The following is a 13,473-nucleotide window of genomic DNA, read 5'->3' on the forward strand; positions in this document are numbered from 1 at the left end:
ACTTTTGCCCCGTGGCCGGGCCTGATAGAACGGCACGGGGTGAATGATGTCTGCTGGATTCGTCAATATTCTGAAATTGTGCGTGGGCGCGGACTCGGTCGAGGACCTCCTTGACTGGCACCGCACCCATCCCTCGCCCTTCCCGACCGGCGAGCGGCGCCATGTGACCCGTATGTGGCCGAAACGCGATGTCGAGATCCTCGCGGGCGGATCGCTCTACTGGGTGGTCAAGGGACTTGTCCTCTGCCGCCAGCGGATCGTGCGGCTGGACGAGGTGCAGGGCGCCGACGGCATCCTGCGCTGCGGCATCATCATGGACCCAGAGGTGATCCGCACCGAGCCGATGCCGCGCCGCGCCTTTCAGGGCTGGCGCTACCTTGAGCCGGGCGACAGCCCGCGCGATCTGCCGACGGCACGGACGGGCGACGACAGCCTGCCCGAGCCGCTGGCGCTTGAACTGGCGCGGATCGGGCTGAGATGAGCCGCAGGCCCGTCTGGCTGCTCGCCGCGCCGGTCATCTTCCTGATTCTGTGGTCGGCGGGCTTTTCCGTGGCCAAGATCGGCCTCAGGCATTCCGGCCCCTTCACCCTTCTCGCCCTGCGCTATCTTCTTGCCGTGGCGATCCTTCTGCCGCTTCTGCCCCTCGTCCGCCCGCCCCTGCCGCGCGGTCGCGCCGCCCTTGATATCGCGGTGACCGGCTTTCTCATCCAGGTCGCCTATTTCGGCCTGTGCTACATCGCCTTCCGGTCCGGCGTGTCGGCGGGCGGCGTGGCGATCATCGTCTGCCTGCAGCCGATCCTCGTAGGCCTGATAGCGCCGAGTTTCGTGGGCGAAAGGGTGAGCCTTATGCGCTGGCTCGGCCTCGGGCTTGGCCTTGCGGGAGCGCTGACCGTGATCATCGCGCGATCGGGCATCAGCGCCGAACCGCCGCTCGGACTTCTCGCGGCGGTCGGCGGGCTTCTCGGCATCACCGGCGGCACGCTTTACGAAAAGCGCTTCGGCGCGCCGCAGCATCCGATCCCGGCGAACCTGATCCAATATGGCGTGGGCGCGCTCTTCACCCTGCCGGTCGCGGTGCTTGCTGAGGGGTTGCACGCCGACTGGACGGGCGAGCTTGCGGCGGTTCTCTTCTATCTGGTGATCGGCAATTCGCTCGTCTCGATGACGCTACTCCTCGCCATGATCCGGGCGGGCGAGGTGGCGCGGGTCTCCTCGCTTTTCTACCTCGTGCCGCCGCTGTCGGCGCTTTTCGCCTGGCCACTCTTAGGCGAGGCGCTGCCTTTGGCCGGATGGCTCGGCATGGCGCTTGCGGCCACGGGCGTGGCGCTGGCCCGGCGCTAGACGGGCCGGGGCGCTGTGCCAAGCCGCGCGGCGAGCGCCTGATAGGCACGACCGGCCACACCCGACCAATCCGCCGCCCGCGCGGCGAAGAGCGTCGCCTGGCTTTGATGGACAAGGCCGTCGTCGAGGATCTTCAGATGGTTCGCCCGGAGCGTCTCGCCCGAAGAGGTGATGTCGGCGATCGCCTCAGCGGTCAGGTTCTTCACCGTGCCCTCGGTCGCGCCCTGGCTGTCGACCAGCTGATAATCGGCGATCTCGTGCCGGGTCAGGAAGTCCCTGACCAGCCGGTGATATTTGGTGGCGATCCTCAGGCGCTGGCCATGCGCCTGCCGGAAGGCGGCGGCGACCGCGTCGAGATCGTCAAGCGTCGAGACATCGATCCAGGCGGCGGGGACGGCGATCACCAGATCGGCGTGGCCGAAGCCCATCGGCGCCAGTTCTGCCACCTGACTGGACCAGTCGGCCAGCTTGTCGCGGATCAGGTCCGACCCGGTCACACCGAGATGGATCCGACCGGCGGACAGTTCGCGCGGGATCTCGCCCGCCGACAGAAGAACGAGTTCGACCCCCTCAACCCCGTCCACCGCACCGGCATATTCCCGGTCCGACCCGCTGCGGGCGAGACGGACGCCGCGCGTGGCGAACCAGTCGAAGCATTGTTCCATCAGCCGACCCTTGGAGGGCACCCCGAGTTTCAGCATCACGGAGCCCCCAAGAGGTCGGCCAGCAGACCGGGCCGGATCACGCCGCCCACGGCGGGGATCGAACGGCCCTGCCCGAGGACGGCGGTCAAGGCATCATAGCGCCCGCCCGAGGCGACGGGCGGCAGCGCCGGGTCGGCGGCATGGAAGGAAAAGACGAACCCGTCATAATATTCCAGCGTCGTGCGCCCGTGCGAGGCTTCGAATTCCAGCGCCCCGACCGCAATCCCGCGCCTCGCGAGTGCGTCAAGACGCGTTTCCATCCGGTCGACGGCCGGGCCGATGGCGGGCAGGCCGGTTTCGAGTGCGCGCAGGCGCGTCAGCGCCTCAGGCGAGGGGCCGGACAGGTTGAGCAGATCCTCGATCATCCCAACCTCTTCAGCCGAAATCGGCGGCGCGGCAGCATCGGCGCGGATGACGGCAATGCGCGCCGCAATCTCGGCCTCGCTGCGAAGCCCGACGAGTGGCGCGGGCAGTATGCCCGTGCCTTCGAGGAGGCGCTGGCGGCTTTCGGGTTGCGGCACCAGCCCGCCGAACCGCTCCAGAAGCCGGGTGAAGCGCGCGGGCCGCCAGACATGGCGCAAGAGCGCCGCCTTGCGGCTGTCGAGCGTCTTCAGGCCCCGGACCGCCGCCATCAGAATCGCCATGTCTCCGGTCGCGGCACGCAGCCCGGCGGGTGCCAGCAAATCCGCGAAGAGGGCAAAGACCTCGGCATCGGCGGCCGAGGGATTCTCGCGGTCGAAGACCTCGAACCCGACCTGGAAATATTCCGATTTCCGTTCGCTGATATGTTCCTGCTTGCGGAACACCTCGCCCCGATAGGCATAGCGCGCGGGTTCGGCGCCATGGGTCATGTGCATCTGCACGACCGGAACGGTGAAATCGGGGCGCAGCATCATCTCGCCGCGGAGCGGGTCTTGCGTCACATAGGCCCGCGCCCGGATATCCTCGCCATAAAGGTCCAGAAGCACCTCGGCGGGTTGCAAGATGTCGGCCTCCACCGGCATCGCGCCTGCAGCAAGGAAAGCGGCATAAAGCCGGTCCGCCTCGGCCCGCGCTGCGGCCTTTTCTGCCATCAGCCGCGACCGAGCATCTGCCGCACGGTGGCGACGAGATCGGCCCGCGCCACCTCGACCTGAGCGGGCTGGGATTTCCATTCCTCGTGAGAGGCTTCTGCGGCGATCTTCGCGCCAAGCACCAGGTCCTTGACCTGCACCACGCCGCGCGCGGCCTCGTCGGTGCCCTGAATGACCGCGACCGGGCTTTGGCGCTTGTCGGCGTACTTGAGCTGGTTGCCGAAGTTCTTCGGGTTGCCCAGATAGACCTCGGCGCGAATGCCTGCGCGGCGCAGTTCGGTCGCCATCGCCTGATAATCGGCCATCCGGTCGCGGTCCATCACGGTCACGATCACCGGCCCTGTCGTGTCGCCACCCGTCCGCCCCTTGGCGCGGAGCGCCGCCAGAAGCCGGTCCACCCCGATCGACACGCCGGTCGCGGGCACCGCTTGGCCCGTGAAACGCTTCACGAGGTCATCATAGCGCCCGCCGCCCGCGACCGAGCCGAACTGCCGCTTGCGGCCCTTTTCGTCAAGGATTTCAAAGGTCAGTTCTGCCTCGAACACCGGGCCGGTGTAATAGCCGAGGCCCCGCACGACGCCGGGATCGATGACGATACGGTCGGGACCGTAGCCTTGGGCGGCGAGGAGAGCGGCAATCTGTTCGAGTTCGGTGACGCCTTCCGCTCCCAGGACCGAACCTCCGATCAACTCCCGCAAGCGCGCGACCGTTGCGTCGCCACTGTCGCGCTTGGCGGAGGTGAAGCCCATCACCACCTCGGCCTGTTTCACTGACAGCCCCGCGCCCTTGGTGAAATCACCGCTCTCATCCTTGCGGCCCTCGCCCAGAAGGGCGCGCACGCCATCCGGCCCCAGCCGGTCGATCTTGTCGATGGCGCGCAGAACGATGCCGCGCTCGTGGGCGAACTTCTCGGGGTCCGACGGGTCAAGCACGCCCGCGACCTCCATCACCCCGTTCAGGACCTTGCGGTTGTTGACCTTCACCACATAGTCGCCGCGGGGGATGCCGACGGCTTCCAGCGCGTCGGCGAGCATCGCGCAGATCTCGGCATCCGCCGCGACCGATCCGGTGCCGACCGTATCGGCATCGCATTGATAGAACTGGCGAAACCGCCCCGGCCCCGGCTTTTCGTTGCGCCAGACCGGGCCCATCGCATAGCGGCGGTAAGGCGTGGGCAGGTCGTTGCGATACTGCGCGGCGACCCGCGCCAGAGGCGCCGTCAGGTCGTAGCGCAGCGCCAGCCAGTCCTTGTCCTCATCCTGCCAGGCGAAGACCCCCTCATTCGGGCGGTCGACATCGGGCAGGAATTTGCCCAAAGCCTCGACGGTTTCCACCGCCGACGTTTCCAAAGGATCGAAGCCATAAAGGTGATAGACCTCCGCGATCTTGTCGAGCATCGCCTTGCGTTCGCTCACCTCCGCGCCGAAATAATCGCGGAAGCCTTTCGGCGTCTCCGCGCGCGGGCGGCGTTCCTTGCTGTCCTTGGCCATCGAGACGCCCTTCACAATCCGTCGCGCGCGGGTGTAACGGATGGGATAGGGCGCGACAAGCCGTCTGACCCGCGCCGCCATCCGTCCTGACAGAAAGGCCCGCCCCATGAGTAGCGAACGGCTCGACAAGGCCGAAGAGGCCATCGCCCATCTGACCCGCACGGTCGAGGATCTGTCGGATGTCGTCGCCCGCCAGACGCAGGAGATCGAGCGGCTGAAACGTCAGGCGGCGCTGCTGATGGAACGCGCGGCTGAGGCCGAGGCAATGGGCGGCGGCACGATCCCGCTCGCCGACCAGAAGCCGCCGCACTGGTAGATCGCGGCGACTGGCCGGGCCTTCACATGAGCCATTCGAGCGGCAGGAGACCGATCACCGCGAGCGCGGCGCGGCTGAGCAGCGTGCCGCCCGGTTCGCGCGCGCGGGTGCGGCGGCGGCCATCGGGGCCGCGCGCCGCCCATTTCAGCCCCTCGCCCTCCTGCCAGGTCACGCGCCAGGCAGCATTGGCCAGCGACTGCTCGAAACGCTCCTTCATCTCGGCGGCGAGACGCGGGCTCTTGACCAGAAATCCCATCTCGCAATTCAGCAGCAGCGAGCGTGGGTCGAAATTGAACGAGCCCACGAACACTTCCTTGCCGTCAATGGCGAAGGTCTTGGCATGCAGGCTCGCCGCCTTGCTGCCAAGAAGTCCGAGCCGCAGCGCCACGTCGTGCGAGCCGGGATCGGCCTTCAGCTCGTAAAGCTGCACCCCGCCCCGAAGCAGCCTGTGGCGATATTTGGTGTAAGACGCATGAACGGGGATCACGTCGGTCGCCTCGAGCGAGTTCGTAAGCGTGCGCACCCGCACCCCGCGCCCGGCCGCCTTGGTGAGAAGGCGCGAGCCGCGCAGGCCGGGCACGAAATAGGCCGACATGAGGTCGATGCTGGTTTCGGCGCGCCGCACCAGCCGGGTGAGCCGACCGGCGAGCAATTGCGAGAGCGGCACGTCACCAAGCCCCTTCGCAGGATGATCGGCGTAAAGCACGGTTTCGGCCCAGTCGAAGGCAAGACGACCGGTCAACATGGCCTGCACCAGAGGCGTCGCCGCCACCGCGGTGGAATATTCCGCATTGTCGGGATCGGCGCGCACCTCTTCCATGCGGGCCGCGAACCCTGCCAGTCCCTCGACCGGCGGCGTCACCAAAAGCTCGTGCGGATAGGACGACTGGCTGTTCCAGTAGGCGTCGAACTCGCGGCTCACGTCGGGCACCACGCTGCCGACCGCCAGCAGGTCGAGGTCGGAATATTGCGACCCCGCGCCGCGGGCGAAATAGATGTCGCCGATATTTCGCCCGCCGATGATCGAGGCGATGCCATCTACGGTGAAGGATTTGTTGTGCATCCGACGATTGAGCCGCAGGAAATCGATCAGATAGGACAGGAGGCGCGACCGGCGCAGGTTCAGCGGGTTGAAGACCCGCACCTCGAAGGACGCGAGCGCATTCAGCGCCGCGAGCTCGGGATCGAGCGCTGGCGTCCCGTTGTCGTCGACGAGAAGCCGGACGCGAACACCGCGTTCGGCCGCGGCTTTCAGCTCCTCCAACAGACGGATGCCGGTCACATCATTCTGCCAGATGTAATATTGTGCATCGATCGAGCGGGTCGCGGCGCGGGCGAGGAGGATGCGTGCGGCAAAGGCTTCGGCGCCGGAGTGAAGTGCCAGGATACCCGAAAGGCCGGGGTGCGCGGCAGCGGCAGCCGCGATTTTCGCCGCAAGATCACCGTCGGTCAAAGGCGGCAGTGCCGTGCTGCGACGCCGGCCGTCAAGACCCGGCAGCCGGAAGACCGAGCGCAGGATGGCAGCCGTCCACCCGGCAAGCGTTAATAGCACGAGATGCGGCAAGTACAGGAACCACATATTTCCCCCGCAGGACCCTTCAGCATCAGGTAAACGACATGCAGCGCCAGCCGGTTCCCTCAGCCAAGCGGCAGGGCGGTCGTCGCCTTGATCTCCTTCAGGACGAAGCTCGACTGGACGGCGCGCACGAAGCCCGAGCGCAGGAGGTGGTGCGACATGAAGGCCTCATAGGCCTCAACGTCGCGGCAGCGGACCTTCAGCATGTAATCGGCCTGGCCTGAGACCGAATGGCATTCGAGCACTTCGGGCAGACGGCGGACAAGCTGGGTGAAGCCGGTGACGCAGGCCTCGGAATGGTCCATCAGGCTGATCTGGGCGAGGACGCAGAGCTTTGCCCCCACCTTGGCCGGATCGAGCAGCGCCACACGGGCACGGATGACGCCCGCCGCCTCCATCTCGTTCAGCTTGCGCCAGAGGGTTGACTGGGCGATGCCGGTGCGCGACGAAAGCTCGGCGAGCGACAGGGCGGCGTCGCGCTGTATTTCCCGCAATATCGGGATTTCTTGAGGTGAAATTTCCACATTTCCCTCTGTGTCGGCAAGTTTTCCCAAAATATCCCACAAACCCGGCAGGATTGAAAGAATTTTCTCCCTCGCCCGTGGCAGGATGAACCCGCGTCAAAGGCGGGAGGCGAACGTGGCGGGATATTCATCGAAACTGGCCGGACCGGATGGCATCTTTTCCTATTCTCCCGAGGAGGATGCGGTCTGGGGCGAGCTTTTCACCCGCCAGTTCGCCTTTCTGCAGGACAAGATGGTGCCTGCCTATCTGGAGGGCGTCACCAAGCTTGACCTGACCGCCGATCGTGTGCCGCAAGTGCGCGACGTGGATGCGCGGCTTGGCGCCCTGACCGGCGCTGGCGTGGTGGGCGTGCCCGCGATCATCCCGCCTTCGCAGTTCTTCGATCTTCTGGCGCAGAAGAAATTCCCGGTCGCGACCTTCCTGCGGCGGCGCGAGGAGATGGACTATATCGAAGAGCCGGACATCTTCCATGAGGTTTTCGGCCACTGCCCGCTTCTGACCGACCCTGACTATGCCGCCTTCATCGAACGGTTCGGCACAGAGGCCCGGGCGCTTGGCAAGGCCTACAGCTGGCGGATGTTCCGGCTCTTCTGGTTCACGGTCGAGTTCGGGATGATCGCCACCAAGGACGGGCTGCGCGGCTACGGCGCGGGCATCGCCTCCTCGCCATCCGAGACGGCGCATGCGCTGTCGGGCAAGGCCGAGATGCTGCCTTTTGATCTGATGACGGTATTCCGCACACCTTATAGGATCGACATCGTCCAGCCGGTCTATTTCGTGATCGAGAGCTTTGCACAGCTCGCGGCCGCGCTCGACGCCGACGTGGGCGCGCTGATCGACGAGGCGAAACGCCTGGGCGACCTGCCTGCGCGGTTTGAAAAGGCGGCCTGACGGACGACCGGCCGGGGCCGAAAAATCTTCGCGAAGTCTTTTCGGGCAAGGGCGCGCGCGGGGTCGAAAAATCTTCGCGAAGATTTTTCGACGGGGAGGTCGCGTCAGACTTCCTCGACCAGCGCTACTCCTTCCATCGACTTGATCGCGCCCTTGATCTGGGGATTGACCGGAAACTCGCGGCCTGCCGAGACCTCGACCTCGGCTCCTGTCTCGCGGTTGGCGATCAGGAAGCTGATGGCGCCGGGTTTGGCGCGACCCTTCATCTCGGCGGCCATGCGGGAAAGAAGCCCTGCGACCGAGGCTACTGCGTCAGCGGTGTCGACATGGATGCGCAGGCCAGCGCTGCCCGCGTCGGCGGCGACGGAATCGATCGGCTGCGCGGCGCGGGCGAGAAGCTTCAGCGTCTCGCCTTCAAGGTTGGCCTCCACGGTCAGCACGACGGCCAGACCCGGCTCCAGATGCTGCCGCGCTGCTTCCAGCGTGTCGGAAAAGACCGTGACCTCGTATAGCCCGGTCGGATCGGAAAGCGAGACGAAGGCGAAGCGGTTGCCCTTGGCCGATTTCCGTTCCTGCCGGGCCGAAACGGTGCCTGCGATCTTGGCGACCATCGGCCCGCGCTCCGCCGCGACCGTCAGTTCAGCCAGTGTCATCACCTGCTTGCGGCGCAGCGCGGGGAGGTAATCGTCGAGCGGGTGGCCGGAGAGGTAGAAGCCCACCGCCTGATGTTCCTCGGCGAGACGTTCGACCGGTAGCCAGTCGTTTGTCATCGCAAGGCGCGGTTCCGGCAGATCGTCCCCCGCCTCGCCGAACAGCGAGACCTGGGCTGAGCCCGATTGTTCGTGGATCGCCGCCGAATAGGCGGCAAGCGCATCAAGGCTTTCAAAGACGCGCTTGCGGTTGGGGTCGAGCACGTCGAAGGCGCCGGCACGGGCGAGCATTTCGAGGGGCCGTTTTCCGAGGCGTTTCAGATCCACCCGGCGAGCGAAATCGAAGAGCGTGACGAAGGGCTTCTCGCCTCTTTCCGTCGCTCGTGCCGCGACGATCATCTTCATCGCCTCGACGCCAACGTTCTTCAAGGCGCCGAGCGCATAGACAAGCCGCCCCTCGCGCACGGTGAAGGTGGCGCGCGAGCGGTTGACGCAGGGGGCCACCGTCTCGATCCCCATCTGGTCGACCTCGCGCTTGTAGACGGCGAGCTTATCGGTCAGGTGGATATCGCAGTTCATCACCGCGGCCATGAATTCGACCGGGTGATTGGCCTTCAGCCAGGCGGTCTGGTAGCTGACGACCGCATAGGCGGCGGCATGGGACTTGTTGAACCCGTAGTTCGCGAATTTCTCAAGAAGATCAAAGACCTCTCCGGCCTTCTTCGCGGAAACATTGTGGGTGGCCTTGGCGCCTTCGATAAACTTCGGACGTTCCTTGTCCATCTCCTCCTTGATCTTCTTGCCCATGGCGCGGCGGAGGAGGTCGGCGCCGCCCAAGGAATAGCCCGCCATGACCTTGGCGATCTCCATCACCTGTTCCTGATAGACGATGATGCCTTGGGTTTCCTCGAGGATATGGTCGATGGTCGGGTGGATGGATTCCAGAGGGCGGAGGCCGTTCTTGACCTCGCAATAGGTCGGGATGTTCTCCATCGGGCCGGGGCGATAGAGCGCCACGAGCGCCACGATATCCTCGATACAGGTGGGCTTCATGCGCCGGAGCGCGTCCATCATGCCGGTCGATTCCACCTGGAAGACGGCGACGGTCTTGGCAGCCGAATAAAGCTCGTAGGAGGCCTTGTCGTCGAGCGGGATGGCGTTGATCTCGTCCAGCGCGCTTTCGGGCGGGGCGTAGAGCTGATGGCCATCGGGGGCGATATGCAGGTGCCGCCCACTTTCGCGAATCAGGTCCACGGCGTTCTGGATGACGGTGAGGGTCTTGAGGCCGAGGAAGTCGAACTTCACCAGCCCGGCCGCTTCCACCCATTTCATGTTGAACTGGGTGGCGGGCATGTTTGAGCGTGGGTCCTGATAGAGCGGGACCAGTTCGTCCAGGGGCCGGTCGCCGATGACGACGCCTGCGGCATGGGTTGAGGCGTTCCTCAGAAGCCCTTCGATCTTCTGGCCGTAGTCGAGAAGGCGTTTCACCACCTCCTCGGCACGGGCCGCTTCGCGCAGGCGCGGCTCGTCGGCGAGCGCCTTTTCGATCGAGACGGGTTTGACGCCCTCGACCGGGATCAGTTTCGATAGCCGGTCCACCTGACCATAGGGCATTTGCAGGACGCGGCCCACGTCGCGGACGGCTGCCTTCGACAGAAGCGCACCGAAGGTGATGATCTGGCCCACCCGGTCGCGACCGTACTTGCCCTGCACATACTGGATCACCTCTTCCCGGCGATCCATGCAGAAGTCGATGTCGAAGTCCGGCATCGAAACCCGTTCGGGGTTCAGGAACCGCTCGAAGAGGAGCGAATAGCGCAGGGGGTCGAGGTCGGTGATGGTGAGCGCATAGGCCACGAGCGAACCCGCGCCCGAGCCCCGGCCGGGGCCGACGGGGATATGGTGGTCTTTCGCCCATTTGATGAAGTCGGCCACGATCAGGAAATAGCCGGGGAAGCCCATCTGCTCGATGATGTCGAGTTCGAACTTCAGGCGCGCCTCATATTCCTCGACGGTGGCGGAATGGGGAATTACGGCCAGGCGGGCCTTCAGCCCGTCCCAGGCCTGACGGCGCAGTTCCTCGACCTCGTCATCGGCGAAACGCGGCAGGATCGGATTGCGTTTCTTCGCGCCGAAGGCGCAGCGGCGGGCGATTTCTACCGTATTTTCAAGCGCTTCCGGCAGATCGGCGAAGAGGGTCGCCATTTCGGCTTCGGACTTGAAATAATGCTGGGGTGTCAGGCGGCGGCGGGGGTCCTGCTGGTCGACATAGGCGCCTTCGGCGATGCAGATCAGCGCATCATGCGCCTCGTACATGTCGGGTTTCGGGAAATAGACATCGTTGGTGGCGACGAGCGGCAGGTTCAGCGCATAGGCCATCTCGACGAAACCACGCTCTGACAGCCGCTCGGCCTCGGGCTTCTGGCCGCCCTCGCCCGGATGGCGCTGCAGTTCGACATAAAGCCGGTCGGGGTAAATGGCGGCGAGGCGCTTCATCAGGGCTTCGGCCTTCGGCCCCTGCCCCGCCTGCAGGAACCGCCCCACCGGGCCGTCGGGGCCGCCGGTGAGGCAGATCAGACCTTCGGAATGGGTGGCGAGCTCGTCGGGCGTCACCTGCGGCAGCTCGCCTCCCGCATCGAGATAGAGGCAGGAGTTGAGCTTCATCAGGTTCTGATAGCCCGCCTCGTTCTGGGCAAGGAGGACGATTGGCGCGGGCGCGCGGGGCCTCTCGCCGGGCTGGGCAGGGTCGTAGCCCAGGGACAACTGGCAGCCGACGATCGGCTGCAGGCCCGCGCCCTTGGCGGTGACCGAAAATTCCAGCGCGGCAAACAGGTTGTTGGTATCCGTCACCGCGACGGCGGGCATGCCCGCCTTCTCGCACAGGCCGATCAGCTTCTTGACCGGCACGGCCCCTTCCAGAAGCGAATATTCGGTGTGGGTGCGGAGGTGGATGAATCGGGGCGCGCTCATGACCGGAACCTAGCCAACGGCCTGCGGATGGGAAAGACCCGAGCGACAGAGAACCGCTGCGGGCGGGCGCGATCCGTGCTAATCTCGCCCCGCGGGCTTGGGGGAGGATGCGATGGGCTCACGTGAGGTCACGATCGAGGCGCGACCGGAGGCGATCAGCCTCGACACGGGCAGAACCGCGGTTCTGGTCATCGACATGCAGAACGATTTCGGGTCGGAGGGCGGCATGTTCCACCGCGCCGGGATCGATATTGCGCCGATTACCGCCGCGGTCGCGCCGACCGCGCAGGTTCTGGCGGCAGCGCGGCGGGCGGGCATGCCGGTGATCTATCTGGCGATGCAGCACCGCGCCGATCTGGCCGACATGGGCGATGCCGGGGCGCCGCACCGGATCAAGCATGCGCCGCTCAAAGTGGGCGCACCGGCGCTGGAACCCGGCGCCGGGCGCGTTCTGGTCGAAGGCGGCTGGGGCACGGCGATTGTCGATGCGCTGGCACCCGAGCCGGGCGATCTGGTGGTGCCGAAGCACCGCTACAGCGGCTTTTTTGAAACCCCGCTCGACGGCATCCTGCGCGGCAAGGGAATCCGGTCGCTGATCGTCACCGGCTGCACGACCAGCGTCTGCGTCGATTCAACCATCCGGGACGCGATGTTCCGTGACTACCGGTGCCTGCTGCTGGAGGACTGCACGGGCGAGCCGATCGGCGCGGGAAACGAGCGCGGCAATCACGAGGCGAGCCTGCTGACGATCGAGCTTCTGATGGGCTGGATCACGCAATCCGACCGGTTGATCGCCGCGCTGAGATAGCGAAGAGGCCCGTCGGCGGGGCGGGCAGCTACTGGCGCGAAGGCTGGCAGTCGGTGATGCGGCTGCGGAAGTAGATTTCAAACCCTTCGGGATAGTCATAGCCCACTTCGCCATAGGCAGGCACACGGCGGGCGCCGATCTGGCGGTAATCGCCGAACTGGCCGCGCCAGTCGTAGCGGACGGGTTTTCCGGCGGCGTCGCGCGCCGGGCGGTCGCGTGCCTCCATCGCCACGATGTCGCCTGCCGCGTCGAAGCGGAAGGTCACGCGGGCGGTGCCGACGCGGGTGTCGAGCTTGGCCTCGGCCTGATCCTCGGCGGTCATGCGCCACGAAATATCGGGGTTGCCGAGGATCGCATCGGGCGCCCAGGGCAATTCTGCGAGATAGCGGTAGGCCTCGCCCAGCGTCGTCTCGACCCCGTTCGCCCGCGCGACCGTGAGCGCCCCGAAGAGCCGCGCCTCAAGCCAGCCCTCGCCTTCGACGAACACATCGGCCACGCGCAGCCGGGTCAAGGGGCCGAAGCCCTGCCGGGCTTGCCAGACGAAGCCGGGCTTCCCGAGACCCACGATCTGGCGGGCGCGGAAACGGGCGAAGAGGTCACCGCGCTTGAGCCTTAGCTCCGCCGCTTGGGTGAGAACGAGCGCCAGATGGCCTGCGCCGACCTCTGCCCCGCCCCTGATCGCGAAATCGCGGACAAGGGGCGGCAGCCGCTCTGACTGGTCGAGCCCCGAGGGGCCTTGGGCGACGCGGGTCCAGGCAGCATGGCATTTGCGGCGAAAAAGTATGGAAAACAGAGACAGAAGAACGACGATTACGAGAATTGCGAGCACCAGGATCAAACCTGTTGTCTGCATGGGGGTCTCCGGTTTTTCGGGGGCTTTGTGCCCCTCTTGAGTGGTGGCGGCTACGCTAGCGGCGGTTTTCCCGCCCGTCACCCCTCGATTTCCCGATTTTCCCTGAGGCGGCGGGCGCCCGCCGATCTTTCGGCAAATCACGAAACTGATTTATCGGATTCACTTGAAGTTATGCTTGCCAACGCGCCCCCCTCGGCGCTTCATGAAGGCAGGGAGACGGGGGTGTCCTTCGCTTTACGCCGCATCGGGCGAGGGCACGAAACCCCGGACGAGGAG

General features: G+C 65.8%; 12 protein-coding genes. 5 read left to right on the top strand and 7 right to left on the bottom strand.

Translation table 11 applies throughout. The annotated features are described in order from the left end of the window. Positions 1-43: 43 nt before the first annotated feature. Together OU426_RS14030 and OU426_RS14035 are read left to right on the top strand one after the other, a co-directional pair. Entirely contained in the window at positions 44-481 is a 438-nt protein-coding gene (locus OU426_RS14030; RefSeq protein ID WP_267634655.1) for a DUF1489 family protein, read from the top strand. Continuing rightward, positions 478-1,341, top strand: coding sequence for a DMT family transporter (locus OU426_RS14035; protein WP_267634656.1), 864 nt, complete (start codon positions 478-480; stop codon positions 1,339-1,341). The genes OU426_RS14030 and OU426_RS14035 overlap by 4 nt, the downstream gene beginning before the upstream one ends. Here OU426_RS14035 and hisG read toward each other — a convergent pair. From hisG to hisS, 3 genes are read right to left on the bottom strand one after another with little or no spacing between them, the layout of a single operon-like run. Continuing rightward, entirely contained in the window at positions 1,338-2,045 is a 708-nt protein-coding gene (gene hisG, locus OU426_RS14040) for an ATP phosphoribosyltransferase (protein WP_267634657.1), read from the bottom strand. The two genes, OU426_RS14035 and hisG, sit on opposite strands and share 4 nt — an antisense overlap. After that, positions 2,042-3,118, bottom strand: a complete 1,077-nt coding sequence (locus OU426_RS14045; protein ID WP_267634658.1) for an ATP phosphoribosyltransferase regulatory subunit — start codon at positions 3,116-3,118, stop codon at positions 2,042-2,044. The genes hisG and OU426_RS14045 overlap by 4 nt, the downstream gene beginning before the upstream one ends. Further along, positions 3,118-4,608 carry a histidine--tRNA ligase gene (gene hisS, locus OU426_RS14050; RefSeq protein WP_267634659.1) on the bottom strand — a complete coding sequence of 497 codons (1,491 nt, stop codon included), beginning with the start codon at positions 4,606-4,608 and terminating at the stop codon, positions 3,118-3,120. Before hisS ends, OU426_RS14045 begins: the two co-directional genes overlap by 1 nt. A 106-nt stretch (positions 4,609-4,714) precedes the next feature. Here hisS and OU426_RS14055 point away from each other — a divergent pair, with 106 nt between their 5' ends. Further along, positions 4,715-4,924 carry a SlyX family protein gene (locus OU426_RS14055; protein ID WP_267634660.1) on the top strand — a complete coding sequence of 70 codons (210 nt, stop codon included), beginning with the start codon at positions 4,715-4,717 and terminating at the stop codon, positions 4,922-4,924. 22 nt (positions 4,925-4,946) lie between these two features. Here the strand turns inward: OU426_RS14055 and OU426_RS14060 are convergent, their stop codons facing one another. Together OU426_RS14060 and OU426_RS14065 are read right to left on the bottom strand one after the other, a co-directional pair. Continuing rightward, a complete protein-coding gene (locus tag OU426_RS14060) occupies positions 4,947-6,503 on the bottom strand; it encodes a phospholipase D-like domain-containing protein (protein WP_267634661.1) in 1,557 nt (518 codons plus the stop codon). A gap of 59 nt (positions 6,504-6,562) precedes the next feature. Continuing rightward, positions 6,563-7,024, bottom strand: coding sequence for an Lrp/AsnC family transcriptional regulator (locus tag OU426_RS14065; RefSeq protein ID WP_267634662.1), 462 nt, complete (start codon positions 7,022-7,024; stop codon positions 6,563-6,565). Between the two features lie 115 nt (positions 7,025-7,139). Here OU426_RS14065 and OU426_RS14070 point away from each other — a divergent pair, with 115 nt between their 5' ends. Beyond that, positions 7,140-7,916: a phenylalanine 4-monooxygenase gene (locus OU426_RS14070; RefSeq protein ID WP_267634663.1), complete on the top strand. Its 777-nt coding sequence runs from the start codon at positions 7,140-7,142 to the stop codon at positions 7,914-7,916. A 104-nt stretch (positions 7,917-8,020) separates the two neighbouring features. Here OU426_RS14070 and dnaE read toward each other — a convergent pair whose 3' ends face one another. Further along, positions 8,021-11,536, bottom strand: a complete 3,516-nt coding sequence (dnaE, locus tag OU426_RS14075; RefSeq protein ID WP_267634664.1) for a DNA polymerase III subunit alpha — start codon at positions 11,534-11,536, stop codon at positions 8,021-8,023. 112 nt (positions 11,537-11,648) lie between these two features. Between dnaE and OU426_RS14080 the strand changes: the two genes are divergently transcribed. Next, positions 11,649-12,344, top strand: coding sequence for a cysteine hydrolase family protein (locus OU426_RS14080; RefSeq protein WP_267634665.1), 696 nt, complete (start codon positions 11,649-11,651; stop codon positions 12,342-12,344). Between the two features lie 28 nt (positions 12,345-12,372). Here OU426_RS14080 and OU426_RS14085 read toward each other — a convergent pair whose 3' ends face one another. Next, positions 12,373-13,197: a DUF6544 family protein gene (locus OU426_RS14085; RefSeq protein WP_267634666.1), complete on the bottom strand. Its 825-nt coding sequence runs from the start codon at positions 13,195-13,197 to the stop codon at positions 12,373-12,375. Positions 13,198-13,473: the final 276 nt, after the last annotated feature.

This window comes from Frigidibacter sp. RF13, from assembly GCF_026626305.1.
Taxonomy (GTDB): Bacteria; Pseudomonadota; Alphaproteobacteria; order Rhodobacterales; family Rhodobacteraceae; genus TMP-24.

Coding starts and splice junctions, on each gene's coding strand:
- OU426_RS14030 (WP_267634655.1), top strand. CDS start 44: ATGATGTCTGCTGGATTCGTCAATATTCTGAAATTGTGCGTGGGCGCG.
- OU426_RS14035 (WP_267634656.1), top strand. CDS start 478: ATGAGCCGCAGGCCCGTCTGGCTGCTCGCCGCGCCGGTCATCTTCCTG.
- OU426_RS14045 (WP_267634658.1), bottom strand. CDS start 3,118: ATGGCAGAAAAGGCCGCAGCGCGGGCCGAGGCGGACCGGCTTTATGCC.
- hisS (WP_267634659.1), bottom strand. CDS start 4,608: ATGGCCAAGGACAGCAAGGAACGCCGCCCGCGCGCGGAGACGCCGAAA.
- OU426_RS14055 (WP_267634660.1), top strand. CDS start 4,715: ATGAGTAGCGAACGGCTCGACAAGGCCGAAGAGGCCATCGCCCATCTG.
- OU426_RS14060 (WP_267634661.1), bottom strand. CDS start 6,503: ATGTGGTTCCTGTACTTGCCGCATCTCGTGCTATTAACGCTTGCCGGG.
- dnaE (WP_267634664.1), bottom strand. CDS start 11,536: ATGAGCGCGCCCCGATTCATCCACCTCCGCACCCACACCGAATATTCG.
- OU426_RS14080 (WP_267634665.1), top strand. CDS start 11,649: ATGGGCTCACGTGAGGTCACGATCGAGGCGCGACCGGAGGCGATCAGC.
- OU426_RS14085 (WP_267634666.1), bottom strand. CDS start 13,197: ATGCAGACAACAGGTTTGATCCTGGTGCTCGCAATTCTCGTAATCGTC.